We start from the raw sequence: 26,221 nt of genomic DNA, 5'->3' as shown, positions 1-26,221 counted from the left end.
CGTGAATTCGCGCCGCCGGGGGCGCCCTGCCGCTCAGAACTCCTGCTCGGTCGGCCGCACCAGGAGCTCGTTCACGGCCATCCGGCGGGGCCGGGTCACGATGTACCGGATGGCGTCGGCGACGTCCTCGGCCTCCAGCATCTCGACGTTCGCGAAGGTGCGGGTCGACTGCTCGCGCACCTCGGGGCGGACGTGGCTGACGAGCTCGGTGTCGACGGCGCCCGGCTCGACCAGGGACACGCGCACGTGGCGCGCCGTGACCTCCTGCCGCAGCGACTCGCTGAACGCGCCGACGCCGAACTTGGTCAGGTTGTAGACGCCGGCCCCGCTGCGAGCGCGCCGGCCGGCCACCGAGCTCACGTTGACGAGGTCCGCCACGCGGCGCGGCGAGCGCTCCGCCGCCGCGAGCAGGTGCGGGAGGGCCGCGTGGGCCGTGTAGAGCAGGCCCTGGAGGTTCAGGGCGATCATGCGATCCCACTCCTCGGTCGGCGCGCCGGAGATGGGCCCGAGCAGCATCACCCCGGCGTTGTTCACCAGCACGTCCAGGCTGCCCAGCTCGCCCACGGTCCGCTGCACGGCCGCCCGCGCCTGCGCCTGGTCGGTCACGTCCACCTCGAGCGCCAGCGCGCGCGCCCCGGACCGCGCCAGCTCGGCGGCGAGGGCGTCGAGCCGCTCCTTGCGCCGCGCCACCAGCGCCACCGCCGCCCCGGCCTCCGCCAGGGCGCGCGCGGTCGCGGCCCCGATCCCGCTGCTCGCGCCCGTCACCAGGGCCACCGTGCCGCTCAGCTCCCGTCCCGCCATCTCGCGCTCCCTCTCGCGGCGCCTCGCCGGCGCGCCGCGGCTCGCCGCTGCGTGGGCTGGCGATTGTAACCGCGCCGCGGCTGGCCGGGCCTTAGAACGCGATGTCGCGCGCCGCCGCCGGCGCGTAGAATGCGGCCATGCGCGGCGCCCTGCCCCTCGACCACCCCGCCCGCGGCGGCGCGCCGCTGCTGCTCCCCGTCGACCGGCTCCTCCTCGGGGCGCTGGCGGCGCTGGCGGTCGTGGCCGCGGCGGTCCACCCGCGCCCGGCGCCGTTCCTGGCGCTCTACGCGGCGCTCGCGCTCGTCGTCGCCGGGGCCGCCTGGCTCGCGGCGCGGTCGGACCTCGGCGACGCGCTCCACGTGTTCGGGCCGCTCCTCGTGATCGTCGGCGTCTACGAGTCGGTCGGGTTCCTGGTCGCGGCGTCCACCCCGGACCGCTGGGACGCGGCCCTGGCCGCCCTCGACGGCCGCGCCTTCGGACCGCTCGTGGCCGCCTGGCGCGGCGCGCTCGGGCGGCCCGCCTGGCTCACGGATCTCTTCTCGCTCTTCTACGTGAGCTACTACGTCCTGCCGCTCGCGATGGCGGTGCGGCTCTACCGGCAGGGCCGGCGCGAGGAGCTCGACGAGCTCGTGTTCGCGCTGCAGCTCACGCTGCTCCTCACCTACCTCGGCTACTTCCTCTTCCCGGCGGCCGGCCCTCGCGTGCCGGCGGCGGCGGCGGAGGCGGTGCTGGGCGGCGGGCTCGCGAGCGGGGCGGTGCGCACCTTCCTTCGGGTCTGCGAGCTGAACCTCCTCGACGCGTTCCCGAGCGGCCACACGGCCGTCGCGGTGGCGCTCCTCGCGCTCGGGTGGCGCCTGCTGCCGGGCTGGCGCGTGGCCCTCGCGATCCTCGCGGCGGGCATCGTGGGCTCGACCGTCTACCTGTCCCACCACTACGCCGTGGACGTGGCCGCCGGGGCGCTCGTCGCCGCGGGGGCGCTCACCGCCTCCGAGCCGCTGCGGCGCGCCCTAGGGGCCGCGCCGCGCGCGCGGCTCGCGGCCGGCGCGTCGCCCCTCTCCTGATCCCCCAGCGCCCCGCGACGCCGTCCCAGGTCGCCGCCGCACCGTCGCCATGAACCTCGTCCGCACCCACCGGCTGGTCTGGATCGCGCTCCTCGCCGCCTGCATCGCCGCCGGCGCCTGGATCCAGCTCCCGCTCGGCCCGGTGCCCTTCACGCTGCAGCCGCTCTTCGCGTTCCTGGCCGGCTTCCTGCTCGGTCCGCTGGGCGGGCCCGCCGCGGTCCTCCTCTACCTCGCCGCGGGCGTGCTCGGCCTGCCGGTCTTCGCCGGCGGCGCCTCGGGGCTCGGCGTACTGTTCGGCCCGACCGGCGGGTACCTGGCCGGCTTCGTGCTCGCCGCGGCGGTGACCGGCCTCGCGCACGGCCGCGCCGCGCTCACCTGGGCGCGCGGGCTCGCCTTCGGCGCCGCCGCGCTGGCGGTGGCCTACGCCGCCGGCGTCCTGCAGCTCCGGGCGGCGCTGGCGCTCGGCTGGCGCGCCGCGCTGGTCGCCGGCGTCGCGCCCTTCGTGCTCCAGGACCTCGCCAAGGTCGCGCTGGCGGTCGCCACCGCCCGGTTCCTCGGCTCGCACCGCCTGGCGCCCCCATGATCCGCGCGCGCGACCTCTCCTTCGCCTACCCCGGCGGCCCGCCGGTGCTCGAGGCCGTCTCCTTCGAGGTCGCCGCCGGCGGGCTGTGCGGCGTCGTGGGCGCCAACGGCTGCGGCAAGTCCACCCTGCTCGCGCTGATGGCCGGGCTGTTCGAGCCGACCGCCGGGACGTTGACCGTGCGCGGCGAGCCTTCGCCGGGGCGCGGCGGCGGCGTGCGCGACGGCGTGGCCCTGGTCCTCCAGGACCCGGACCAGCAGATCATCGGCGCGACGGTCGAGGAGGACCTGCTCCTCGGCCTGCCGCCGCGAGACGCCCGCCGGGCGGACGAGGCGTGCGCGCTCGCCGCGCGGCTCGGGCTCTCCGAGCTGGCGGCGCCCGTCCAGACCCTCTCGCTCGGCCAGCGCCGGAAGCTCTGCATCGCGACCGCCCTCCGGGACGGTCCGGAGGTCCTGGTGCTCGACGAGCCGTTCGCCGGGCTCGACTACCCCTCGGCCCTGGAGATGCGGGCGCTGCTCGCCGCGAACCGCCAGGCCGGTCGCACCCAGGTCATCGCCTCGCACGACGTGGAGCCGTTCGCCGATCTGGCGGACGCCTGGCTCGTGCTCGCGCGCGGGCGGCTCGCCCTGGGCGGGCCGACCGAGGCCGTCTTCCCCGAGCTGCGCCGCCACGGGGTCCGCCCGCCCTCCGCCTGGCGCCCGGGGCTCGAGGTCCCGCGGTGGGAGTGACCGCGCCCGCGCGCCCGCCGGGCCGCCGCCCCCCGCTGCTCGACGGTCGGCTCCTGCTCGCGCTGGCGCTGCTCCTGGGCCTCCTGGTGTGGCGCGGAGGGCCGCTCGCCGCGGCCGCCGAGGCGCTGGGCTTCGCGGGGGCGCTGGCCGCCGCCGGGCGCGGCAGGCGGGCGGTGCTGCGTTCGGCCGCGGGCGCCGCGGCCTTCGCCCTCCCCTGGGGCGCGGTGCGCGTCGCGACCGCGCTCGCGGCCGGCCCGGGCGCGGCGGCGGCGCTGGCGGCGGGCGGCACGCTCGCGCTCCGGCTCACCGCCCTGCTCCTGCTGGGCGCGGCGCTGACGGCGCTGCTCCCGCCGCGCGCGCTCGGCCTCGCCGCGGCGAGCCTGGCGCGCCCGGTGCTCGGCCGGCGCGCGTGGGAGGCGGCGCTGGCGCTCGCGCTCATGGTCCACTTCGTCCCGCGCGCCCGGGCGCGGTTCCAGGAGGCGCGCGCGGCGCTCCGGCTGCGCCGGGTGAAGGTGTCCCGGCCGCGCGCGGCCCTCCTCGTGCTCCAGGCGGGCACGCGGAACCTGGCGGTGGGGACCTGGGATCAGACGCTCGCGCTGGCGGCGCGCCGCCTCGACCGGCCCGAGGCGTGGCCGGCGGGGGAGCCGCTCCAGGCCCGCGAGGTGATGGTCGCGGTCGCGGTGGCCGGCGCCGCGCTCGCGCTCGCCGCCTGGTGAGCCGGCCCCGCGCGGCGCGCCGGCGGCGCCGTCACTCGTCGCGGCGCGGCACGGCTCCGCGCGCCGGCTCGGCGCCGGGGTCGCGTCCGCTGCGCTCGCCCGTAGAGGACCCGCTCGCTCCCTTCATCCCGCGCCGCGCGCTCGCCGGCTCGTCGCCGCGTCCCTCGCCGGCGCCCGGACCCCGGTGCTCCGCGCCCCCGGTGTCGTTCGCCTCCGACCTGCCGAGCTCGAGCTCCGTCTCCTGCTCCAGCGCCTTGAGCGGGTTGCGGGGGTCGTCCTCGCCGCGGACGGAGAGCGCGTCGGAGCGGTCGTTGCGTGGCATGAGAGGACCTTGCGCACGCCGCCGCGCGCGCGCACCGGCGGGGCGCGCGCCGCTCCGGCCGGCGAGCGTGCGCCGCGGGAGCGCCTACGAACCCGCGGGCGCGGCGCTCGGCCGCGGCACCGCGTCGAACCCGACGAAGTCTCCGGCGCGCTCGTCCCACAGGGCGAGCCGCCCGCACCGCAGGCTGCCCGCGAGCGTGAGCGGCCGGACCGCCTGCAGCTCGGGGGTGGCGTCGAGGCAGCGCTGCAGGTGGTAGTTCGGGATGCGCGGGCGGAGGTGGTGGACGTGGTGCAGGCCGATGTTCCCCGAGAACCACTGCAGGACCCGCGGCAGCTTGAAGTACGAGCTGCCGGCGAGCGCCGCCTGGAGGGGATCCCAGACCTCGCCGCGGACCCAGTACGCCCGCTCGAACTGGTGCTGCACGTAGAAGAGCCAGATGCCCCACACCCCCGCCAGGAAGAGCACCGGGATCTGGACGAGGAGGAAGGTCCCGAGGCCGATGGTGAGCGAAGCCGCCGTCGCGATCGCGGCGAGCGCCAGGTCGGTGGAGAGGACGCTCAGCACGCGCGCGCGCGTGCCGCCGCGGGGTGGGAACCGGTTGTTCACGAGGAAGACGAGGAGCGGCCCGACCAGCAGCATGAGCGCGGGGTGACGCGTCACCCGGTAGCTGAAGCGCTTCCGGCGAGGCGCCGCGGCGTACTCTTCCACCGTCATCGTCCAGACGTCCCCGAGGTCCCGCCGGTCGAGATCGCCCGAGGTGGCGTGGTGCCCGAGGTGCGAGCGCCGCCACTCGCCGAACGGGGTGAAGACGAGGACGCCCAGGATGCGCCCGACGACGCGGCCGGCCCGATCCGACGGCAGGAACGACGCGTGGACGCAGTCGTGGAACAGGATGAAGAGGCGGACCATGAAGCCCGAGGCGAGGACCCCCAGGAGCGCGGTGGTCCACCACGGCAGGCCGCGCCGCAGCGTCACCACCATGAGCGCGAGAGCGCCGAGGTAGGGGAGCAGCGTGTTGGCGAGCTGCCAGGCGGCCCGCGCCGCGCTCGGCGCCTCGAAGCGCCGGAGCGCTGCGAGCCGCCGCCTCGGCCAGGCCGGGAGGGCGCGGGATGGCCCGGGCCGTGCGCCGGGGCCGGCGCTGGAGGGAGGGGACGCGTCGTTCGCAGCGGTCATCGCCCCAAGGTGACGCAGCCGTGTCACCGCGGCGTCATGCGGCGCGCCGGGCAGCGCCCCGGCCCCTCCCAGGCTCACCGAGCGCGTGCGTCCGTGGGCGTCAGCGCCCGCCGTCCTGCGAATCCTTCTCCTCGGCCTCCTTGGCCCTGGGCTCCTTTCCCTCGCTCGGCTCCTTGGGCCAGACCGGGTGCAGGAGCTCCAGCCGCCACACCGGGCCGTCCTTGAAGAGCGGCAGCTCCGCCTTCACGAACGCCGGCGCCTCGCCGGTGAGGACCCAGACGTGCGAGTCGGGGGGGAGCTTGCCGAGGACGGAGGCCACGACGCCGGTCACCCCGGGCACGTGCACCTTCACGACGTAGTGCATGGCCTTCCGGCCGGTGGCGCCGGTCGAGAAGGGCTCCTCGCCGCTGGGGGAGATCTCCAGGTTCACCAGGCGCGGCTTGGGCGTGATCGCCACCATCGACACGGTGGTCTTGGGCGCCGCGGGCGAGAGGTTCTTGAGCATCGCCAGGAGCATCCCGTTGGCGACGTCCCGCGGCAGCGCCAGGTGCTCCTCGAGCCGCTGCTCCTTCCCATCCTCCTCGGTGTAACGGACGGTGACCCGCCCGCTCGCGGAGATGGTGGACTCGAGCTGCGTCTTGAAGGCCGGCCCCTTCTGCACCACGTGGTTGCTCACCAGCCGGAACGTCTTGCGCTGGAGGTAGACGGTCCGCTCCTCGTGCAGCGAGCCGTCCGCGAAGTGGAGGGTGAGCCGCGTCGAGACGCGATTCCCACCGGAGGTGGGGGCCGTGGTCTCGACCAGCTCCCCGTCCGCGAGGTGGACCCCTTCCAGCGTGCGCAGCCCGATGAACCCGTGCGCCAGCCCCTCCCAGTGCCTCACCGCCACCGGGTCCCCGGACGCCGCGGCGGGCGCGACCAGCGCCAGCGCGACCAGCGCCGCCCCCCCGGCGGACCTGCCTCGTGCGGCGCGCATCGCGAGCTGCCCCCGGAGAAAGGTAGTCACCCCTCAGCCGGCCACCACCTCCGCCGGCTTCAGGTCCGCGAAGACGAAGCCCTCCCGCTCGACGACCTCGCCCGCCACGACCCGCACCGGCTCCCGGAACATGGGTCCCGCCGAGACGAAGGTGTGGAACTCGCCGTTCTCACCGCAGGGGTCCACGCCGGCGGGGAGCGCGTCGAGGAGGGCCGCGTCGAACGCGCGGCCGGCGTGCTCGCGGCCCAGCCGGCGCGGGTCGACGCAGGTGAGGGTGGCCTCGAGGCCGCCGTCGAGCATGTCGCGGGCGAGCCGGGCGGTGTCCCGGCCCCACAGCGGGAAGAGCGGCTCGATCCCGGTGCCGGCCAGCTTCGCCTCCCGGTAGGCGCGCACGTCGGGCAGGAACAGGTCCCCGAACACCACCCGGCTCACGCCCGCGGCGCTCGCCTCGGCGAGCGCCCGCTCCATCTCCCGCTCGTACGCCTCGTTGGGGCAGGGCCAGGGGATCCGCACCTTCCGGCACGGCAGGCCGAGCCGCTCCGCCTGCTGGTCGAGGAGCGCCTCGCGGACCGCGTGCATCGACACGCGCCCGAACTCCGAGGTGACGGTCGTGAGGAGCCCCACGACCTCCACCTCGCCCGCGCGCTGCACCTCGCGCAGCGCCCACGCGCTGTCCTTGCCGCTGCTCCAGGCGACCCAGGCTCTCGGGAGGGACATGCGCACTGCCGTACCCGGATCGGCGGCCGGCGCCAAGCGCCGCGCGAGCCGCTCCGGTCACCCGGCCGGCGTGACCGGGGTGCCGCCGTCCGTGGGGGCCGGCTGGTACGTCCCTCCGCTCATCGTGCAACCCGGCATCGCGTCGCTCCAGGCCAGGTGCTGCCCGTCGGGCCCGGTGAAGCCGCCGTCCGTCATGCCCTGCATCGCGCTCGTCATGTCGGCGCCGCTCATCATCCCGCTGCCGCCCATCATCCCGCCGCCGCTCGTCATCCCGCCGCCCGTGGCGCCGCTGCCGGTGCCCATCATCGACGCCATCGCCGCGGCGCGCATCTGGAGGTGGTCGGCGGCGAGCGCCATCTGCTGGCAGTGCTGCGCCGCCACCGCCCGGTTCTGGGCCATGTCGGTCGAGGCGCACGCCACCCCCATCTGCTGCTGGAGCTGCGTCGCCAGGACCTCGGCGCCGCAGGTCATGTCGGCGGCGCCGGGCTGCCCCATGGAGCGCATGTGGTCGTCCATGCTGCCCGAGCTGGCGCGCATGGCGGCGACGGCCGCGCCCATCTGCGCCGCGTACTGCTGCGCCGCCGCCTGGCAGTCGGCCGGGGTGGCCATGGTCTGGGTCGAGCTCTGGTAGGTGGTCACCGCGGTGGAGGCGGAGAGCGCGGCCTGTCGGTACTGCGTGACGGCGGCGGTGCTCGGGCTGGTGGACGCGCCGCCGCAGGCCGAGAGGGTCACGGCGGCGGCGAGGAGGAGGCGACGCTTCATGTGAGGCTCCGTGGTCGAGCGACGAGGCCGCGGGAGGCGGCGGCGCGGTCGACGTGGAGGTGCGAGAGCAACCTCCGTGCCGCGGCGCGTCGCCCGTCGTCCCAGCGCGCGCGGGACGAGCGGCTACGGCCCGTGTACGCCGCGGTACGCTCCGCCGTACCGGCCGGTACAGCCTGGGCTCGCCGGAGACACCCAAGCCCGCGCCAACCCTCGATGGTATGTAGCTTGCTCTTCACCTGGTACGGCCGAAGGTCTGGCCGGAGACGCCATGCCGGTCCTCCACGTCCTCTTCCTCGCCGCCGCGCTCGCCGCGCCCCCCGATCTCGACCCGGCCGGCGCGGCGCGCGTCGCCATGCGCGAGGCGCTCCGGGAGGCGGCGCCGCTGCCCTCCGGACGGCCGGCGCTGCCCGAGGGCGCCCTCCCCGCCGGCCAGCTGACGGACGCCTCGCGCGCCTCGAATCGCGAGGTGGAGCGCATGGCGATGGAGCACGCCGAGAAGAGCGCCGGGGCGATGCGCCAGGGCGGGATGGGGTCCATGCGCGGCGGCGGCGCGGGCGACTCGATGCGCGGCGATCGCCAGGCCGGCGAGCCGAGCAGCCCGGCCGAGATGATGCGCTCGCGCGGGATGATGCCGGGCCGAGGGCCGACGACGCCGAACCCGCCCCATCGCGGCATGTAGGCCGTTGCCCGCCGCGATGGCCCCGCTCCTGCTCGCCCTGCAGATCCTGCTGGCGACCTCCGGACAGCCCGGCGGCGCGGAGCACCTGCTCGCCGGCGCCCAGGCCTTCCGCGAGGGGCGATACGAGGCCGCCCTCGTCGAGTTCCGGGTGGCGCAGCGCCTCGGGGCGAAGGAGGCGGCCGGCTACGCCGCCGCCAGCCTCGTGAAGCTGGGGCGCGCCGAGGAGGCGGTGGAGGTCTTCGCCGCGGCGGATGCGGCCGGCGACGACGCGGTGCTCGGGTACTACCGCGCCATCGCCTGCCACGACGCGCGCCTCTACCTCTGCGCGGACCGGCTGCTGGGGGAGGTGGGCGAGCGCGCCGGCCCGCGCATCGCGGAGCAGGCCCGCCGGACGCGGGCGGCGCTCGCCGCCGAGCTGGCGCGCGAGCCCGCGCGCGCGTCGATCGACTGGTACCTCGGGCGCTGCGCCGAGCGGCGCGCCGACCGGCGCCCCGCGCTCGCCGGCGCCTACTGCGACGAGGCGGTGGGGCTGGCCACCCGCCGGGGCGACCGCTACCACCTGGCCGAGGCGGCCGCCGAGCGCGCCGCGCTGACCTCGCCGCCCCCGAGCGGCGCCCGATGACGGGGCTCCTCCTCGCGCTCGCCCTGGCGGCCGCCGACCCGTGCGCGCCACCGCCGCCGCCGGCCGGCGCGCCCGATCCGGCGGCCGCGAGCGCCTACCGCGAGGTGGGCGACGCCGAGCGCCAGGCGGGCGCGCGCGAGACCGCTGCGCTCGCCTACCGCGAGGCGCTGGCGCGGGACCCCGGCGACCAGGCCTCGCGGTCGGCGCTCGACGCGCTCTGCCGCGAGGGGACCGCCGCGGCCCCGCTCCAGCGCGGGCTGCGCGCGCTGGAGGCGGGCGAGCTGCGCGAGGCCGCGCGCGCCTTCGCGGAGGCGCGCGCGGCGGGCGCCGGCGCCTCCGCGGCGCTGCTCGAGGGGGTCGCCCTCTACGAGCTCGGCGAGGACGACCGGGCGCGGGACGCGCTCGCCGCGGCGCGCGAGGACCCCGCGCACCGCGACGTGGCCCTGCTGTACCTGGGGCTCCTGGCGCTGCGCGCCGGGGACGCCGAGGCGGCCGCGGCCGAGCTCGACGCGGCCAGCCAGGACCCCGAGGTCTCGGCGCTGGCGGCGCCGCTGGCGCGCCTGGCGCGGCGCAGCGGGCGCCTGGTGGTCTCCGCGCTGGTCTCCTCCGGCTGGGACTCGAACGCCCAGCTCGCGCCGAGCGGCACGCCCATCGACACCTCCAGCGACGGCCAGGTGGACGTCGCGGCCGGCGCGCTCTACCGCCCGCTCGGCCCGAGCGGCCCTTACCTCGCCGCCCGCGGGCTGTTCCACCAGCAGCTCCGGTTCACCGAGCTCGACGCCTGGGGGCTCGCCGGCGCCGCCGGCTGGCAGCTCGGGGGCACCGCGCGCGGGCTCGCGGCCGAGTACGGCTACACCTACCGCACCCTCGACGGCTCGCCGTTCCTCTCCGCGCACGGCCCGCGCGCGGCGGGCTGGACCTCGGCCGGACCGCTCACGCTGGCCGCGTCGTACACCCTGCGCCTCGAGAGCTACCAGGGCGCGCTCTACCAGCCCTTCTCCGGCGCCTTCCAGACCGCCGAGGCCAGCGCCTCCGTCCAGCTGGCGCGGTGGGCGCGCGCGCTCGCCGGCTACCGGGTCGCGCGCGACGCGACCGACCTCTCGCAGCTCTCGTTCGTCGAGCACGGGCCGCGCGTCGAGCTGCGGCTCGACGCGGCGCCCGCGCTGCGCGTGGTGCTGGGCGCGGCGCTCGCGTGGCGCGGCTACGACGCCCTCGACCCGCAGCTCGGGCTGACGCGCGCCGACACCTCCCTGGGCGGCGGCGCGGCGCTCGAGTGGGAGCTCACGGCCCGGCTCTTCCTCCAGGCGTCCCTCGAGGCGCGGCAGGTCTGGTCGAACGCCTCCGCCTTCGCCTACCTGCGCGTCGCGCCGGCGGTCGGCCTGGGCTGGGTGGGGGGCCTGTGATCGCGCCGCGCGCGCTCGCCCCCCTGGCCGCCGCGGCGATCGCGCTCGCCGGCGCGCTCGCCGCCACGTTCGCGCTCCACCGGACGGCGGCGGCCGCCCTCGACCGGGTCCTGGAGGAGCGCCTGCGCGGCGCCGGCGAGACCGCGGCCGAGCTGCTGGCGCGCGGGGGCGACGCCGAGACGCTCCGGGGCGTCATGCGCGCGAACGAGCTCGAGGGGGCCTACCTCGTCTCGCCGTCACTGCGCGTCCTGGCCGACGCGACCGGGCCGGCGCCCGCGCCGGCCGACCTCCTGCGGGTGGACGCCGCCCGCGTCGCGCGCGCGCTCGGGGGCGAGGCCTCCATCGCCTTCGCCTGGTCGGTGGCGGACGTGCGCATCGCCACCGGCTACTTCCCCATCCGCGGGCGCGACGGGCGCGTCGAGGCGGTGCTGGGGCTCGAGGCCGGGCAGTCGTTCCTCGCCCCGCGCGACCGGCTGCGGCGGGCGCTGTGGGCGGCCGTCGCGCTGGCGGCGCTCGGCGCGCTGGCCCTGGCCGCGCTGGCGCGGCAGTGGGCGCGCGGCGAGGCGGCGCGCGCCGAGGCGGCGGAGCGCGCGGCCCGCGGCGACGCCATGGCGCGGATGGCGGCCATGGCGGCGCACGAGATCCGCAACCCCATCGGCATCATCCGCGGCGCGGTGGAGCTCATGCAGGAGCGCGGGGGGCCGCGCCTCGCGCCGCCGGATCGCGAGGCGCTGGGCGACGTGCTGGGCGAGGTCGAGCGGCTGCGCCGGCTGACCCAGGACTTCCTCGATCTCGCGCGCGAGCCGGCGCTGGTCGAGGCGGAGTGCGACCTCGCCCGGCTCGCGGCTGACGCGGCGCAGGGCCTCGCGCACACCCACCCCGGCGTGGCGGTGGAGCTGGAGCTGCCGCCGGCCACCCTCCGCGGCGACGAGGGGCGGCTGCGGCAGGTGGTCTCGAACCTGCTCCAGAACGCCGCCGAGGCGGGCGCGGGCCGGGTGAAGGTGTCGGGGGAGGCGCGCGACTCCGAGCTCCGCCTGCGCGTGGCCGACGACGGCCCCGGCATCGCGCCCCAGCTGAAGGCGCGCCTGTTCGAGCCGTTCGCGACCGGCCGCGCCGAGGGCACCGGGCTCGGACTCGCCCTCTCGCGCCGCATCGTCGCGCGCCACGGCGGCTCGCTCGAGCTGGCCGGCACCGGTCCGGCCGGAACCACCTTCGAGCTGCGCCTGCCGCTCCGGAGAGGGTAGATACCGCCATGGCCTGCGTCCTCGTCGTCGACGACGAACCCAAGCTGGGGAAGTACGTCACCCAGGCGCTGGAGCTCGACGGCCACGCCGTGGTGCGCGCGGGCGGCGGCCGCGAGGCCCTGGCGCTGCTGGCCGAGCGCTCCTGCGACGTGGTGGTGACCGACCTCCGCATGCCGGACGTGGACGGCCTGGCGGTGCTGCAGGCGGCGCGGGCGCTGCCGTCGCCCCCGGAGGTGATCGTGATGACCGCCTTCGGGACGGCCGAGAGCGCGGTCGCCGCCATGAAGGCCGGCGCGGCGGACTACGTGACGAAGCCGTTCGCGCTCGACGAGCTGCGCCTGCGCGTGCGGCGGCTCGCCGAGCAGCGCGGCGCCGCCGCCCGCGGCGACCGGCTCCTGCGCCAGCTCACCCCCGACCTGGTGGCGGAGAGCGCGGCCATGAAGGCGGTGCTCGCGGCGGCGCGGCAGGTCGCCCCGACCGACGCCACCGTCCTCCTGCTGGGCGAGAGCGGCACCGGCAAGAGCCAGCTCGCGCGCTACGTCCACTTCCAGAGCCGCCGCGCCTCGGGTCCCTTCGTCGAGGTCCACTGCGCCGCGCTGCCGGAGACCCTGCTCGAGGGGGAGCTCTTCGGGCACGAGAAGGGCGCCTTCACCGGCGCGGTGCAGCGGAAGGCCGGCCACCTCGCCGCGGCGGACGGCGGCACGCTCTTCCTCGACGAGATCGGCGAGCTGCCGGCCGCCACCCAGGTGAAGCTGCTCAGGTTCCTGCAGGAGCGCACGTTCGTGCCGCTGGGGGCGACCGAGCCGCGGACGGTCGACGTCCGCGTCGTCGCCGCCACGAACCGCGACCTCGCCGCCGCCGTCGCGGAGGGCGCGTTCCGCGAGGACTTCTACTACCGCCTGGACGTGTTCGCGATCCGGGTCCCGCCGCTGCGCGATCGCCCCGAGGACGTGCTCCCCCTCGCGGAGCGGTTCCTCGCCGCGCGCGGCTTGCCGGCCGACAAGCTCGAGCCCGCGGCGCGCCAGCGGCTCGCGGCGCACCGCTGGCCCGGAAACGTCCGCGAGCTCGAGAACGCGCTGCAGCGCGCGCTCATCCTGGCCGGCGAGGGCGGGATCGGCCCCGCGCACGTCGCCCCGAGCGGCCCGGCGGGCCGCAGCCGCGGCGCCGCCGAGCTGCTGGGCGAGGGCTTCCAGCTCGACGCCTTCGAGCGCGACCTCCTGCTCGCCGCGCTGGAGCGCGCCGGCGGCAACAAGACCCACGCGGCCCAGCTGCTCGGGATCACGCGCCGCCGGCTCTACTCCATGCTCGCCAGCCTGGGCGAGCGACCGCCGGAGTGACCTCCGTCAGGGCGCGAACAGCGCCGCGCAGTGGCCCGGCTGCGCGGGCGCGCCCGCGATGGCGCCGCCGGGCGGGACGCACTGGTCGGCCGGGAGCGCCGCGCCGGCCTCGACGTGCGCGACCAGCAGGTCGAACGCGGCGTGCGCGTGGGGCAGGACGAGCTGCAGCTGCGGGAAGAGATCGGCGTAGGACTCGATGTGGTTGCCGTTCTGGACCTCGTAGAGCCGGTAGTCCGGGGCCCTCCCCTCCTCCTCCCCCTCCCCGTGGCCGCGCTCCGCCAGCCCCGCGGCCACCTTGCGCGCGTACGCCCGCGCGTGGTGGTCGATGGGCAGGAGCGCGTCCATCGTCCCGGCCACGGTCACGAGCGGCCGCTGGATGCGCCCGGTGGTGGCGATGGCGGCGAGCTGCGCGCCGACGTCGGAGGCGGAGAGCCGCGCCAGGTAGTTGTAGCCGGCGGTGCCCGCGCCGTAGGTGTCGTAGCTGGGGTCGAGCCGCTTCTGCCACTGGCACTCGGTCAGCTCCCAGTAGCTCGCCCAGTGGTGGGTCCACAGCGAGTCCGCGCCCGAGACGAGGTCGGGCGGGTAGCCCGCCGCCAGGAAGTTCCGGTAGGCGGTGCTGGTGCTGCTCTTCCCGGAGGCGAGGTAGTCCGGCCAGTTCAGCACCGCCGGCGGCAGGTCGGTGAGGAGGTTCGGGGCGCCCGCGTCGACGAAGGTGCCCTCCCAGTCCACCCCGCCGTCGAACAGGTGGGGCGCCAGCTCGACGGCGCGGCGCACCTGGTACCCGCCGTTCGACGTCCCGACCGCGTAGGTGTAGCGCGGCGGCTCGCCGTAGTGCGCCCGCACGCCGCGCCGGGCCGCGGCGGCGGCGTCCAGCATGACCTCCGACCAGCGCGTGAACGGCTGCCCCGGGTCGTCGTCGTAGAAGTGGACCCACACCGGCGAGCCGGGGTTGAGGCGGCACGGCAGCGGATCGGCGGGCGGCGTGGCGCTCACGGCCGCCAGCTTGAAGTTGAAGACCCCCTTGTTCTGGGAGGCGTAGGCGTAGCCCTTCTGCACGACGTAGTCGCTCCAGGCGAAGTCGCCGTTGAACTCGCTGCGCTGGGAGGAGGCGCCCGCCACCACCAGCCGCCCGTTCCACCCGTCCGGCAGCCGCAGCAGGAAGCGCGCCTCGCCGGTCGGATCGCCGGCGAACCGGGCCTGGAGCTGGACGCCGGGCACCGCGCGGGTGATGGGCGTGCCGCGGGGCGGCGCCGCCACCAGCACGGCGCGATCGGTCCTGGGCGTGAACGCGCCGGCCGGAAGGCCCGGCAGCGAGTTGTCGAGCGGCGTGGTGGACGCGTTAGCGGTGGTGAGGTCGGCGCTCTCGAAGCAGGTCACGTCGGCGAGCTGGCTGGAGAGCGCGGCGACGAGCCGCTCGCACCTCGACGGCGCGGCGGCGGCGAGCGACGGGAGGACCGCGGCGAAGGCGAGGGCGGACAGCGACAGCCGTGGGTGTGGCATTTCGTCTCTCCTGGCGAGCGGGGTAGCCGCGCGAGGGGAACCCGGCGGGCGCTCGGCGTCGAGGCAGCCTGGGGGCGTGCGCGCGGCCGTTCACGAACCAACCGGAGGCTCCCCCGCCAGGCACGCGGGCGGCTGGGCCCGCGGCGGCGACAGCCCCGGCCGAGGCGCCTGGCGGCGTCGCAGGCCGCGACCGGCGGGCGCCCTCGCCCGGGGGCGCGTATGAGATCGCCGGCCGGTCGAGGAGGCGAGCATGGAGATCCTGGGCAAGGCGAAGCGGGTCCGGATCTACGTGAACGAGGGCGACCGGGTGCACGGCAAGCCGCTGCACCTCGCGATCCTGGAGCTCCTGAGGGCCGAGGACGCCCAGGGCGCCACCGTGCTGAAGGGGCTCGAGGGGTTCGGGGCCGCCGGCCGCATCCACCTCAGCACGCTCGCGGACGTCCCCTGGCAGCTCCCGGTCGTGGTCGAGTGGATCGACCGGCCCGAGGAGGTCGAGCGGCTCGCCCCGCGGCTGCGCGCGCTGGTCCGCCACGGCCTCATCACGGTGGACGACACGGACATCCTCCTGTTCGAGCCGCACCCGCTCCGCGATCTCGCCCCCACCGTCGCGGTGCGCGAGGTCATGAGCCGTGAGGTCGCCTCGGTGGCGCCCTCGGCACCGCTGCCCGAGGTGGTGGAGCTCATGCTCCGGAAGACGTACCGGGCGGTCCCGGTGGTGGAGCAGGGGCGGCCGGTCGGCATCATCACCAACGGCGACCTCGTGCACCGGGGCGGACTGGGCGTCCGGCTCGATCTGCTGCGGCGGCTCGAGCGCCCCGAGCTGCGCGAGGTGCTCGAGCCGCTGTCGCGGCAGGGCCTGACGGCAGCCGAGGTGATGACCTCCGGCCCCGTCACCGTCGGCGAGCTCGCCTCGCTTCCCGCCGCCGCCGAGCTGATGGTGCGCCGCCGCCTGAAGCGCCTCCCGGTCGTGGACGATCGCGGCGCGCTGGTGGGGATGGTGAGCCGGCTCGATCTCCTGCGCCGGGCCGGCGGCGGGTTCGGGGGGAAGGAGCCGCGGCCCCGCGAGCTGGGGCTCGAAGGCGATCAGCCCATCGCACGGGTGATGCGGCGCGACGTCCCCACCGTCCAGCCGGAGTCGCCGCTGGCGGAGGTCTTCCAGGCGGTCGTCTCCACCCGGCTCAACCGCGCCCTGGTGGTGGACCGCGACCGGAAGCCCGTGGGGCTCGTCACCGACGCCGAGTTGCTCGAGCGCGTCACGCCGGCGCTGCGCCCCGGGGCGATCCGCTCGCTCATGCAGCGCCTGCCCTTCGGGCGCGGCCAGGGCGAGGAGTCCCTCGCGGCGCACACGCGCGGGCACACCGCGGCGGACGTCATGACCCGGGCCGTCGCCACCGTCCGCGAGGACGCGCTCCTCTCCGAGGCCATCGCGACCATGCTCCGCGGCCAGGACAAGGTGCTCGCCGTCACCGACGCAGCCGGCCGCCTCGCCGGCATCGTGGACCGCGCCGACCTCCTCCACGGCCTCATCTCGCGGGGCGCCTGATCGTGGCTCAGGGCGCGACCACCACCCGGTGGCTCGCGCTCACGTCGTCCGAGAGCACCACCTCGAGCTCGGGGGCGGCGGTCTGCACCACGCCCGCCCCGCCGCGGAGAAAGGCCAGCACCTCGCCCGTCCGCGCGTCGCGGACCAGGGCGCCGGGGTGGGCCGCCGCGTCCCAGCTGAGCTGGGCGTGGCGGCGGGAGGCGGCGCGCACGGCGACCGGCGCGGCGGCGACCGCGACCGCGCCCGGCGAGACGGCCAGCGCGCGGCGGTACACGACCGCCCCGCGCTCGCGGACCACGAGCCCGCGCACGGCGTCGGCCCAGCCGCGGGCGAGGGGAACCGCGAGCGCGAAGTGCCGCTCCTCGGCCTCGCCCTCCCGCTCGGCGGCGACGGGCGCGGGCGCGAAGGCGACGGAGGACAGCGTGGCGCCGGCCCCGTCCACGAGCTCGAACTCGTACTCGCCCGGAGACACGGCGCTCGGGATCGTGTCGACCGCGTAGGCGGGCTCGACCTCGACCTTTCCCTCGCGTACCCGGCCCGCGACCACCAGGCACGGCTGGCGGGAGACCACGGCGGTCGCGGTCGCGGCCCTGCTCGCGGTCGCGGTCGCGGTCGCCGGCACCGCGCCCAGGAAGCTCAGGACGCGGCGGTAGCCGTAGTCGCTCGTCCAGGTGGTCTCGAGCCTCCCGCAGTAGCTCATGAGGTCGTAGACCGAGGCCGGGTCCTTCACCGAGCCGTCGAGCGGATCCCACCCGAACACGCCGATGTGGGCCCCGGCGTAGGTCGGACCGGTGGGCCAGCCCGTATCCGCGGTCGCCGGCGGGATCCCGCACGGCGCGTGCAGCAGGCCCAGGAGGTGCCCGACCTCGTGCGCGGCGGCCTTCTGGTAGAGGGGATTGTCGGGCGTGGACCCCGCGTCCCAGACCAGGACCGAGGCGGGCCGGCGCGCGGAGAGCGCGTAGGCGATCCCGGCCGTGCCCGAGGTGTAGCTCACGCGCACCGCGCCGAGGTAGCTGTTCGGGCTCCCGTCCACGACCCGCTTCTGCTCGAGCTCGGCGAGCAGGGCCGACCAGCCGGAGCCGTCGGCGCCGAGGACGGTGCTCGTGGTGTAGGTGGCCCCGAGCGCGGCGCTGGCCTCGGACAGCGGGTGGATGCGCCTCGCCCGGTCGAGCCATCCGTCCACCGTGCGCACGCCGCCGGCCGGCTCGACGCCGGCCACGAGCGGCTCGAGCGGCGTCAGCCCGGCGGGCGCTTGCACCACCGGGACGACGGTGATCGCGACCGCCGGGACCGCGCGCACGTCGAGGGTGCCGGAGGCGGGGTAGCGGAAGCTCGTCCGGGTGCGGCTGGCCGGGACGCCGGCGACCGGATCGATCTCAGCGACGAGGTAGCGGCCGGGCTGGACGTCGGCGGCGGGGATCGCGAAGTTCCACGACCCGGCGAGCGACGCCTCGCTCACGGCGGCGGGGAGCGCGGTGGGCGGCGGCTGGGCCGTGGCCGCGTAGGTCTGGAGCAGCGCCCCCGCGGCGTCGTACAGCCGCGCCCGCACCGCGGGGGCCGCGAGGCCGGGGAGCTTGGCGCTGAGGAAGACGCGGAGGAGCCCCGCCCGGCCCTGCACCAGCGGGACGGTGCCGGCGTAGTCCTGGGAGCTCTGGACGAGGTAGGCGCCGTCGATGCCTGCGTCGTACGCGGGCGCGCCTCCCCCGCACGCCGCCGCCGCGAGGAGCCCGAGGAGCACCGCGCGGAGCCGGCGCCGCGGCGGGCCCGAGGAGCCCCGCCCGGAGCCGAGGAGCCTCACGCCCGCGCCTCGTCCGCCGCCGCGTCGATCAGCGCCGAGAGCCGCGCGAGGTCGATGGGCTTGGCGAGGAGCGGCGGGCGCTCCCCGGCCGGGAAGCGGCTCGCCGCCTCCTCCAGGGAGCCGCCGGTGATCACGGCGGCGTGGCGGGCCAGCTCCGGCTCGATCTCGCGCAGGGACGCCAGGAAGTCCTGGCCGGTCATCTCGGGCATCTGCAGGTCCACCAGGGCGAACAGGAAGCGCTCTCCCCCGCGGAGGCGGATCAGCGCCTCGCGGGGGTCGGCCACCGCCTCCACATCGTACTTGCCGGAGAAGCAGCGCTTCAAGGCGGAGCCCAGGAGCGGCTCGTCGTCCACCACGAGCACCCGCCGGCTCGCCGGTGCCACCCGCGGCGCGGCGCCGGCCGCGGGCAGCAGCACGCGGAACGTGGTCCCCTGGCCCAGCTCGCTCTCCACCGCGAGCTCGCCCCCGAGCTCCGTCACGATGCCCTGGCACACGAAGAGGCCGAGCCCGGTCCCCGCCCCCACCGGCTTGGTGGTGAAGAACGGCTCGAAGATGCGGGGGAGGACCTCGGGGTGGATGCCGGCGCCCTCGTCCGCCACCTCGATCACCACCCGGCGCGCGGCGTCGTCGAACCGCGTGCTCACGCGGATGAGGCTCGCGTCCGCGCGGCCCGGCTCGATGGCGTGCGCCGCGTTCACGAGCAGGTTGAGGAAGACTTGTCCCAGCCTGGCCTCCTCGCCGCGCACGCAGGGGACCGGGCGCAGGTCCTTCACCAGCCTGGCCCGGTGCCGGATGAGGCTGTCGGACATCCGCAGGGCGAACTCCAGCGCCGCGTTGGGATCGGCCTGCTCGGCGTTCGCCGGGCGCTCCTTCCCGCCGAAGGCCTGCAGATCGCGGACGATGCTGGCGATGCGCTCGGCCCCCCTCCGACTGTCGGCGAGCGCCTCCGCGATCTCCGCGCGCTCCGGGCCGAGCGCCTCCCCCACCGCGGCGAGCTGCCTCGAGACGTAGTCGAGGTTCGAGGTGACGAAGGCGAGCGGGTTGTTGATCTCGTGCGCCACGCCGGCCGCCAGCGTCCCGAGGGACGCGAGCCGCTCGGCGATCTGCAGCCTCGCCTGCAGGCGCCGGCGCTCGCCCAGGTCGCGGAACACCGCCACGCAGGCGACGATCTCCTCCTCGCGCCCGACGAGCGGGACCGTCACCAGCTCCGCCTGGACCTCGGCGCCGGACTTCGCGCGGAGCGCGAGCTCCTCGCAGTGCCGTCCCCCGCGGCGCGCGCACTCGACGAGGACGCGATCGAGCCGCTCCTCGCCGCTGCGCAGCAGCAGCGCCCCGGGGCGCCGCCCCAGCACCTCCGCCTTGCTCCACCCGAGCAGCCGCTCGGCGCTGGCGCTCCAGTCGAGGATGGTGCCGCCCGCGCCCACGATCACCACCGCGTCGGCGAGGCTGTCGAAGAGGAGCGACTGGCGCCGCAGCTCGCCGTCGGCCAGCCGGCGCTCGGTGACGTCGAGGAGCGCGCCCGCGAGCCGCACCGGCCGCCCGCCCCGATCCCGGAACGGCTCGCCCGACATGGCGACGCGGCACACGCTCCCGTCCTGCCGGACCAGCCGCACCTCGGCCTCGAAGGCCCCGCCCTGCCCGGCCGCCGCCTCGAGCCGGGCCCGGAGCGCCGCGCGGTCGTCCGGGTGCACCCGGGCCCAGGAGTCGTCGGCCCGCGGCTCGGTGCGGTCGCCGTCCTGGCCCACGGCGCGCGCGACGCCCCCGTAGAGCTGGAGCGCGCCGCCCGCGACGAACCACTCCCAGGTCCCGGCGCCCGGCGCCGAGATCGCCTGACGCAGCCGGACCTCGGCCTGGACCGCCCCGCGGTTGGCGCCGAAGAGGAACTCGGTGGAGGTCCCGATCTGCAACCGGTCACCCTCGGCGAGGGCCGCCGACCGGATGGCGACGCCGTTCAGCCAGGTGCCGTTGGTGGAGCCGAGATCCTCGGCGAAGAACTCGCCCGACGGCGCGCGCCTGATCTTGAGGTGCTCGCGCGAGACGCCGGGGTCGTCGACGCGGATCTCGGCCCCGCCCCCCCGGCCGATGACGACCTCCGCCAGCTCCAGGCCGAAGTACGCGCCGACCAGGCCCGGGGCGGGCGCGCTGACGAGCAGGAGGCCCGGTTGCTCCGGCTGGGTCCGGGGGCGGACCCGGCCCAGGATGGAGGTGCGCTCGACGGGATCGTCCTGCGCCGGCGTGCACCTTCCGGCAGCGGCCCCGTCCGTCATCGCGCCCCTCCCCCCGGGGACATGATCTCGGCGCCTAGGGGCAGAGCCCGCAGTCGGACCTGCAGCTGTCCGCGCTGTCGGTCGTGCCGCAGTGCTCGCTGATCTGGCACACGCCGTCGCCGCACCGGTAGACGTCGGAGAGGGCGATGCGGGTCGTCAGCGGCTTGTAGGTCACCCCGTTGAAGGTGCAGCTCTCGTAGAAGGTGCCGGTCCAGTCGCGCGTGCAGCGGTTCCAGCAGTAGTCGACGTTGTACATGGGCGGGCAGTCGATGCTCGGCCCCACCGCCTGCCGGTCGATGGCGCAGGCGCGCACGCTGGAGATGCTGTCGGGCCACGCCCAGTGATCGAGGCCGACGAAGACGCCGTCGTTGGTGAAGAGGTTCCCGAAGAAGCAGGCCTCCCGCACGGGGTAGTCGAAGAGCTCGTTCTGGGTGAGCGGGATCCGGGCGCCGGTGGCGGTCCGCCCCTCCACCGCGATGGTGACGTTGACGCCGTACTTGTTGACCAGCGCGGCCAGGCAGGCCGAGACGAGCTGCTGCTCGGTCTCGGTGGCGGGAGCGCCGCCGGCCCAGCTCGGCGCGAGGCCGAGCCCGCCCGTCCAGGTATAGGCGACGCCGGTCGCGGGGTTCGTCCAGGTGACCGACTTGCCGCTCGGCGCGGCGCACCGGTACGCGTACTCGACGACCATCTCCGCCGTCGCGGGGTTCGCGTTGAACCAGCTCGCGAAGCTGGCGGTGTCGAAGTTGGCGAGGTCGAGCCCGGCCGCGCCCAGGCCGTTCTGGCAGATGCCGTTGCCGGTGAGGCCGTTCGTCCCGAGCCCGTTCCCCTCCACCATCTGCACCTCGCAGGTGGCCAGCACCGGCCCGAGCGACGGCTGCCCGGCGATCTGGGTGAGGCCGCTGCCCGGCGTCCCGGCCGCCCCGCCGCTGGCCGCGGGGCCGCACGCGGCCGCCGGAAGGAGGAGCGCCACCGTCGCTGCCTGGAGGAAGCCGAGCTGCCCGCGTCCCGTCATCGTGTCCTCACGTCTGCGGGCCACCGGCCCGTGCGGTTTCCATCGGGAGTTCGACCGATCGTTCTCTGGATCGGCCACGCATTGCAACGAGGTTGCGCGAGCCCCGGGACAGCGGCGGAGTGTCCCACGTTCACCGCAGGTCGCGGCGCTCCGCGTACCACCCGGGGCGCAGGCCGCGGCGCGAGCGTGGGGCGCCCGCGGCCATCGAACCGTCATCCTTGCACTTCCTCTCGGCCGGGACCGCCGGGACGGGCGCGGCGCCGGCCGCGTTCGCCGCCGCCGGCCGCGCGCCCCGCGCCACCGCCCGCCGGGCGACCCACCATTGTCCTGGGACGCGCTCGCGCTCCGCGGCGCCCCCGCGGCTCCCGTCCGGGAGGCGCCGCTCACCTCGAGCTCGCGGGCGTGGGACCTTTCCCCACCGCGGGCACGGGCGCGCCGCGGGCCCGCTCGCGCGATCGACCACGCGGGCGTGCGACAATGACCCGGCCCGGCGCGGCTCGCCGCTCACGGCACGACCTGGAGAGGAATGACGCGCTGCCTGACCTGCGGACGCCGCGCCGAAGGGGCTCACCCTCCGTGCGGCTCCGCCCCGCCGCGGCCGCCCGCGGAGCCTCCGGCGGCGCTGCCGGTGGTGCCGGGCTACCTCGTCCGGGGCCTCCTGGGGCGCGGCGGCTTCGCCACCGTGTTCGAGGCGGAGCGCGCCGCGGACGGCCGCCGGGTGGCGCTCAAGGTGGCGCGCCTCGACGCCGCGGGCGCCCGGGAGCAGCTCGAGCGCGAGGCGGAGGCGCTCCGGGCGATAGGCCCGCCGGCGGTGCCCGCCCTCCTGGGGCGAGGGGCGCTCGGCGACGGCGCCCCCTACCTCGCGCTGGAGCTGGTGGAGGCGCCGTCGCTCGACGCCCTCCTGCTCGCGGGCGGAGGCGCGCTGCCGCGCGCCGAGCTCGGCCCCGCGGTCCTCGCCACGCTCGAGGCGCTCGCGGCGATCCACGGCGCGGGCTGGGCGCACGGGGACCTCAAGCCGGAGAACGTGCTCCTCGCCGGCGAGCCCCGGGTCGCGCGCCTCGTCGACCTCGGCCTGGCGGAGCGCCTCGGCGCCAGGGCCGCCGCGCCCGGGCCGGGGACGCCGGGCTTCGCCGGCACCGCCGAGTACATGTCGCCGGAGCAGTGCCAGGGCCTCTCGCCCGACGCCCGCTCGGACGTCTACGCCGCCGGGGCCCTCCTCCTCGAGCTCGCGGCGGGGCGGCCGCCGTTCTTCGGGCCGGCGCCCGAGGTGCGCCACGCCCACGTGAACCTCCGGCCGCCGCCGCCCGCGTCGCTCGCGCCGATGCCCGCCGCGCTGGCGCAGGCGATCCTGCGCTGCCTGGCGAAGGCGCCCGAGGATCGCTTCCCCTCGGCGGCGGCCCTCCTCGAGGCGGTCGCGCCGAGCCTCTCGGGCTCCTCGCCCGAGGACGCGCCGCGGGCCGCCCAGGCGGCGCCGCCGCCCTCCCGCGCCGCCCGGCGCAGCGTGGGGGTCGTCTACCTCGAGTCGGGCGCCGAGGTGGGGCGCCTCCAGGCCGCGGCCGCCCAGCTCGGCGGGGTGCTCGCGCACGCCGAGGGGCGGCGCTGCGCCTGGGTGTTCGACCCGGCGGCCGGCGAGAACCCGGTCCGGCTCGCGCTGCACGCGGCCCGCAGCGCCGTCGCCGCCGGCCTCGCCCCGCGGGGGCTCGTCGACCTGGTCGCGGTGCTGGCCCGGCCCCGTCCCGGCGGCGCCGACCGGTACCTGGCCGCCGCCTTCTCCGACCCGGGCTCCTGGCCGGCCGCGTCCGATCCCGCCGGCGCGCTCGCCACGGCCCGCGCGGCCGAGGTGCTGGTCGGGGTGGGGCTCGAGACCGTCCCCGGACGGCCGGACCTCTTCGTCTGCCCGCTCCACCCGGCCGGCGCCGACGAGACCACGGTCGTGCGCGAGGGGGCGCCCCCGCTGCTCGGCCGGGACGAGGTGCTCGCGCGGCTCGCCGCGCTGGCCCTGGACGCGGCCCGCGACCGTTCACCCATCGTGACATCGGTGCTGGGCGACCCCGGCCTCGGCAAGAGCCACCTCGGCGCCGCGCTGGCGGAGCGCCTGCGCGCGCTCACCCCCGCGCCGCTGGTGCTGGAGCTGCGCGCCAGGACCGCGCCCGAGAGCGGCGACGCCCTGGCGGCCCTCCTGCGCTGGCTGCTCGACGTGCCGGCGGCGGCCGCGGCGCCGCCGGACGCGGGGCGCTCGCTCCTCGCCCTGGCGCTCCCGCCGGAGCTGCGCGACGAGGCGTGGCCGGCCGTGGCCCTCACCCTCGGCTGGCTCGCGCCCGGCGCCCCGCTCCTCGAGGCGGCGGGGGCCGCGCCAGGCGCCCTGACGGCGCTGGCGATCCGCGCCGCCGCGTCGCTCTTGCGCCGCCGCGCGGCGGCGAGGCCCCTCTGCGTCCTCCTCGACGACGCCCACCTCGCGGGAGGCGCCGCGCTCGACGCGCTGGAGTCGGCCGCCCTGGCCGAGGCCCGCGCCCCCCTCTTCGTCTGCGCGCTCGCGCGCCCCGCCTTCGCTGCCGCCCGGCCGTACTGGGGGGAGCGGGCGGCGCGGCGGCAGCTCGAGCGGCTCGAGCCGCTCCCAGCCGCCACCGCCGCGGAGCTGTGCCGCCGGCTGCTCGCGCCGGCCGAGGGGATCCCGGCGCAGGCCGTGGAGCGGCTCGCGGCGCGCGCCCAGGGCGTGCCGTTCCTCCTCGTCGAGCTCGTGCGCGGGCTCCGGCGCGACGGCCTCGTCCGCCCGCAACCCCAGGGCCGGTCCTGGTACCTCGCCACGGACGAGCTGGACCGCGTCCCCGACCTGCCGCTCGTCGAGTGGCTGGCCGGCACCGAGCTGCGCGCCATGCCGCCCGACCTGGCCTCCCACGCGCAGCTCCTGGCGCTGCTGGGCGACGAGGTGCCGCTCGGCGAGGCCGACGGCGTGCTGGCGCAGCTCGCCGAGGCGGGCCTCGGCGGCGCGTTCCCGCTCGACACCGGGGCGGCGGTCCGGCGCCTCGCCGGGCGCGGGCTCCTCGTCCCGCCTCGCCGCGGCGGAGGCACCCGGTACCGGCTCCCGCTGGTCCGCGACGCCGTCGCCCGCTCCACCCCGGACGCCCTGCGCGCCGCCATCCACGAGGCCGCCTTCCGCTTCCACCTGCGGCCCGGGTCGCTGCCCGAGCCCGCGCGGCTCCTCCGGCTGGCGGTGCACGGGCAGGAGAGCGGCCGGCGCGCCGACGCCGCCGCCGCCTTCCTCCAGGTGTCCGCCGACCAGGCCGGCCGGCACGCCTACCTCCAGGCGGAGGCGCTCTACTCCCGCGCGCTCGAGAACCTGCCGGCGTCGAGCCTCCCGCAGCGGCTGGAGGCGCTCCGCGGGCGCGGGCTCATGCGGAGCCGCACCGCCAGGCACCGCGACGCGGTGGCCGACCTCGAGGCCGCCTGCGCCGTCGCGCGCGAGCTCGGGGACGCGGCGGCGGAGCGCGAGGCCCTGCTCGACGAGGCCACCGCGCTCGACTGGATGAGCGACTTCGGCGCCTCCCGCGCCTGCGTCGAGGCGGCCGAGGCCCTGCCCGGCGTGCCGTCGCCGCGCGTGCAGGCCCGCCTCGATCTCGGCCGGGGCCGCTCGCTGTTCCGCGCCTCGCGCTGGGCCGACGCCTGCGCGACCCTGGACCGCGCCGCGGCGCTGGCCGGGCGGCAGGGCGACGCCGGCTACGAGACGCTCGTGGCCTCGCTGCTCCTCCTCGGGGCGGCGTTGCCGTACCTGGGCCGTCCGGCCCAGGCCGAGGCGGCCCTCGAGCGCGCCCGCGCGGTCGCCACCGGCCGCGGCGATCTGGTGCACGTCGCGGTGGCGCACTCCAACCGGCGGAACCTCTCGGTGGCCCGCGGCGACCTCGCCGCGGCGGTGGCCGGCCAGCTCGAGGCGATCCGCATCGCCCGCGAGCTGGGCCACCTCGACTCCGAGTACGCCTCCGAGTTCAACCTGGCCGAGCTTTACTACCAGGCGGGAGATCTCGCGGCCGCCGCCCCCCACCTCGCCCGCGCCGAGGAGATCGAGCGCAGCCACCCGGAGGCGGCGCCCGGCCCGCTGGGGCTGCTCCTGCGCGCCCGCGCCCTCCTCGCGGGCGGCGACGCGGCCGGCGCGCGCGCCCGGCTGGAGCGGTACCGGGAGGCGCGGGCGGCGGGCTGGGGCGGCGCGGAGGTCGGCCCGTCCGAGGCCGTCCTCGCCGACATGGTCGAGCTGGCGGCGCGCGGCGCGGCGGACGCGGAGTGGGAGGCGCTCCTGGCGAGGTCGGCGCGCGACTCGGTGGAGCAGGAGCCGGTCGAGGTGCTCGAGATGCGCGGGCTGGCGGCGCTCCGCGCCGGCCGGCTCGACACGGCCCGGGCCGCGCTCGAAGGCGCGCTCGAGCTCGCCGGCCGCATCCCCGGCCTGCTCGCCCCGCGCATCCGGCGCGCGCTCGAGGCCGCGCAGGCGGCGAGCTGAGGCGTATCGCTCCCTTCTCCCTCTCCCCACGGAGCGGGTATCGGGCTGCGCGGAGAGGCCTCGCAACCCCGCCCGCAGCTCGGAGCGGTTTCGCGCGAGCTGGCGGGGTTCGGCAGGGAGGGGCGCGGCAGGTGGGCGGGCGGCGCCGCGCGGGCGGGCGCGGTCGTTGGGCGGACGTCGCACGCGAGGCGGAGCCGCGTGTTCGAGGCGGCGGGGCGTGGCCCGGCTCACGACGTGTCCCGAGGGTGAAATACGCGGGGCCGCGGCAGATGCGGGCCGGGCGAGGCGTTCACCTATCGTAACTATCGTCCGGATCGTCCCACATGGGAGCTTGACGCGTTTCCGCGCGGATCGCGCTTCGGCGGACGCGAAGGCGCAAGGAGGCCTCTCCCGCGGCCGCGCCGGGCCGCTCCGAGGCGCGACGGCCGGCCGAACCCGTTCTCGCCGGGTGTGGTCGCCGAGCGGTCCCAGCGCGAGCCTCGCGCGTCCCAGGAGCC

At 77.5% G+C, this 26,221-nt stretch carries 21 protein-coding genes; 11 read left to right on the top strand and 10 right to left on the bottom strand.

Going from position 1 to position 26,221, the window contains the following annotated elements:
* Positions 1-33: 33 nt before the first annotated feature.
* Positions 34-801 (bottom strand): SDR family NAD(P)-dependent oxidoreductase, encoded by a 768-nt coding sequence (locus tag HWY08_RS19450; protein WP_176068357.1) that lies wholly within the window; start codon positions 799-801, stop codon positions 34-36.
* Between the two features lie 137 nt (positions 802-938).
* Here HWY08_RS19450 and HWY08_RS19445 point away from each other — a divergent pair, with 137 nt between their 5' ends.
* Genes HWY08_RS19445 through HWY08_RS19430 form a run of 4 tightly spaced genes read left to right on the top strand, consistent with a single transcriptional unit; the run spans position 939 to position 3,886 of the window.
* Entirely contained in the window at positions 939-1,862 is a 924-nt protein-coding gene (locus HWY08_RS19445) for a phosphatase PAP2 family protein (RefSeq protein WP_176068355.1), read from the top strand.
* A 49-nt stretch (positions 1,863-1,911) separates the two neighbouring features.
* Positions 1,912-2,445: a biotin transporter BioY gene (locus tag HWY08_RS19440; protein WP_176068353.1), complete on the top strand. Its 534-nt coding sequence runs from the start codon at positions 1,912-1,914 to the stop codon at positions 2,443-2,445.
* Entirely contained in the window at positions 2,442-3,170 is a 729-nt protein-coding gene (locus HWY08_RS19435) for an energy-coupling factor ABC transporter ATP-binding protein (RefSeq protein WP_176068350.1), read from the top strand. The genes HWY08_RS19440 and HWY08_RS19435 overlap by 4 nt, the downstream gene beginning before the upstream one ends.
* Positions 3,167-3,886 carry a hypothetical protein gene (locus HWY08_RS19430; RefSeq protein ID WP_235969713.1) on the top strand — a complete coding sequence of 240 codons (720 nt, stop codon included), beginning with the start codon at positions 3,167-3,169 and terminating at the stop codon, positions 3,884-3,886. Before HWY08_RS19435 ends, HWY08_RS19430 begins: the two co-directional genes overlap by 4 nt.
* Before the next feature lie 31 nt (positions 3,887-3,917).
* On the opposite strand, the gene HWY08_RS19425 is transcribed toward HWY08_RS19430, so the two are convergent.
* The 5 genes from HWY08_RS19425 to HWY08_RS19405 all read right to left on the bottom strand — a co-directional run bounded on the left by HWY08_RS19425 (position 3,918) and on the right by HWY08_RS19405 (position 7,833).
* A complete protein-coding gene (locus HWY08_RS19425; protein ID WP_176068346.1) occupies positions 3,918-4,208 on the bottom strand; it encodes a hypothetical protein in 291 nt (96 codons plus the stop codon).
* 84 nt (positions 4,209-4,292) lie between these two features.
* Positions 4,293-5,381: a fatty acid desaturase gene (locus tag HWY08_RS19420; protein ID WP_176068344.1), complete on the bottom strand. Its 1,089-nt coding sequence runs from the start codon at positions 5,379-5,381 to the stop codon at positions 4,293-4,295.
* A gap of 100 nt (positions 5,382-5,481) precedes the next feature.
* Positions 5,482-6,354 (bottom strand): hypothetical protein, encoded by an 873-nt coding sequence (locus HWY08_RS19415; protein WP_176068342.1) that lies wholly within the window; start codon positions 6,352-6,354, stop codon positions 5,482-5,484.
* A gap of 33 nt (positions 6,355-6,387) precedes the next feature.
* Positions 6,388-7,071: a Dph6-related ATP pyrophosphatase gene (locus HWY08_RS19410; protein WP_176068340.1), complete on the bottom strand. Its 684-nt coding sequence runs from the start codon at positions 7,069-7,071 to the stop codon at positions 6,388-6,390.
* 57 nt (positions 7,072-7,128) lie between these two features.
* Positions 7,129-7,833, bottom strand: a complete 705-nt coding sequence (locus HWY08_RS19405) for a hypothetical protein (protein ID WP_176068338.1) — start codon at positions 7,831-7,833, stop codon at positions 7,129-7,131.
* A gap of 268 nt (positions 7,834-8,101) precedes the next feature.
* On the opposite strand from HWY08_RS19405, the gene HWY08_RS19400 reads away from it, so the two are divergent.
* From HWY08_RS19400 to HWY08_RS19380, 5 genes are read left to right on the top strand one after another with little or no spacing between them, the layout of a single operon-like run.
* Positions 8,102-8,512 carry a hypothetical protein gene (locus tag HWY08_RS19400; RefSeq protein WP_176068336.1) on the top strand — a complete coding sequence of 137 codons (411 nt, stop codon included), beginning with the start codon at positions 8,102-8,104 and terminating at the stop codon, positions 8,510-8,512.
* Positions 8,513-8,528: 16 nt separating this feature from the next.
* Positions 8,529-9,134: a hypothetical protein gene (locus tag HWY08_RS19395; RefSeq protein ID WP_176068334.1), complete on the top strand. Its 606-nt coding sequence runs from the start codon at positions 8,529-8,531 to the stop codon at positions 9,132-9,134.
* Positions 9,131-10,537 (top strand): TonB-dependent receptor, encoded by a 1,407-nt coding sequence (locus tag HWY08_RS19390; RefSeq protein WP_176068332.1) that lies wholly within the window; start codon positions 9,131-9,133, stop codon positions 10,535-10,537. The genes HWY08_RS19395 and HWY08_RS19390 overlap by 4 nt, the downstream gene beginning before the upstream one ends.
* Complete coding sequence (locus tag HWY08_RS19385) at positions 10,534-11,781, top strand: sensor histidine kinase (protein WP_235969712.1); 1,248 nt, start codon at positions 10,534-10,536, stop codon at positions 11,779-11,781. Before HWY08_RS19390 ends, HWY08_RS19385 begins: the two co-directional genes overlap by 4 nt.
* 8 nt (positions 11,782-11,789) lie before the next feature.
* Positions 11,790-13,118 carry a sigma-54-dependent transcriptional regulator gene (locus HWY08_RS19380; protein ID WP_176068330.1) on the top strand — a complete coding sequence of 443 codons (1,329 nt, stop codon included), beginning with the start codon at positions 11,790-11,792 and terminating at the stop codon, positions 13,116-13,118.
* A 6-nt stretch (positions 13,119-13,124) separates the two neighbouring features.
* Here the strand turns inward: HWY08_RS19380 and HWY08_RS19375 are convergent, their stop codons facing one another.
* Positions 13,125-14,618 (bottom strand): 3-hydroxybutyrate oligomer hydrolase family protein, encoded by a 1,494-nt coding sequence (locus HWY08_RS19375; RefSeq protein ID WP_176068328.1) that lies wholly within the window; start codon positions 14,616-14,618, stop codon positions 13,125-13,127.
* A 250-nt stretch (positions 14,619-14,868) separates the two neighbouring features.
* On the opposite strand from HWY08_RS19375, the gene HWY08_RS19370 reads away from it, so the two are divergent.
* Complete coding sequence (locus HWY08_RS19370; RefSeq protein ID WP_176068326.1) at positions 14,869-16,161, top strand: DUF190 domain-containing protein; 1,293 nt, start codon at positions 14,869-14,871, stop codon at positions 16,159-16,161.
* Positions 16,162-16,168: 7 nt separating this feature from the next.
* On the opposite strand, the gene HWY08_RS19365 is transcribed toward HWY08_RS19370, so the two are convergent.
* The 3 genes from HWY08_RS19365 to HWY08_RS19355 are packed head-to-tail and all read right to left on the bottom strand — an operon-like array spanning position 16,169 to position 21,238.
* Positions 16,169-17,959, bottom strand: a complete 1,791-nt coding sequence (locus HWY08_RS19365; protein WP_176068324.1) for a hypothetical protein — start codon at positions 17,957-17,959, stop codon at positions 16,169-16,171.
* Positions 17,956-20,226, bottom strand: a complete 2,271-nt coding sequence (locus HWY08_RS19360; protein WP_176068323.1) for an ATP-binding protein — start codon at positions 20,224-20,226, stop codon at positions 17,956-17,958. Before HWY08_RS19360 ends, HWY08_RS19365 begins: the two co-directional genes overlap by 4 nt.
* Before the next feature lie 34 nt (positions 20,227-20,260).
* Positions 20,261-21,238, bottom strand: a complete 978-nt coding sequence (locus tag HWY08_RS19355) for a hypothetical protein (RefSeq protein WP_176068321.1) — start codon at positions 21,236-21,238, stop codon at positions 20,261-20,263.
* A gap of 526 nt (positions 21,239-21,764) precedes the next feature.
* On the opposite strand from HWY08_RS19355, the gene HWY08_RS19350 reads away from it, so the two are divergent.
* Positions 21,765-25,724 carry a serine/threonine-protein kinase gene (locus HWY08_RS19350; RefSeq protein ID WP_176068319.1) on the top strand — a complete coding sequence of 1,320 codons (3,960 nt, stop codon included), beginning with the start codon at positions 21,765-21,767 and terminating at the stop codon, positions 25,722-25,724.
* The last annotated feature ends 497 nt before the right edge of the window (positions 25,725-26,221 follow it).

It is taken from the genome of Anaeromyxobacter diazotrophicus, from assembly GCF_013340205.1.
Lineage (GTDB): Bacteria > Myxococcota > Myxococcia > Myxococcales > Anaeromyxobacteraceae > Anaeromyxobacter_A > Anaeromyxobacter_A diazotrophicus.
This window is presented reverse-complemented; position numbering and strand designations above follow the sequence as displayed.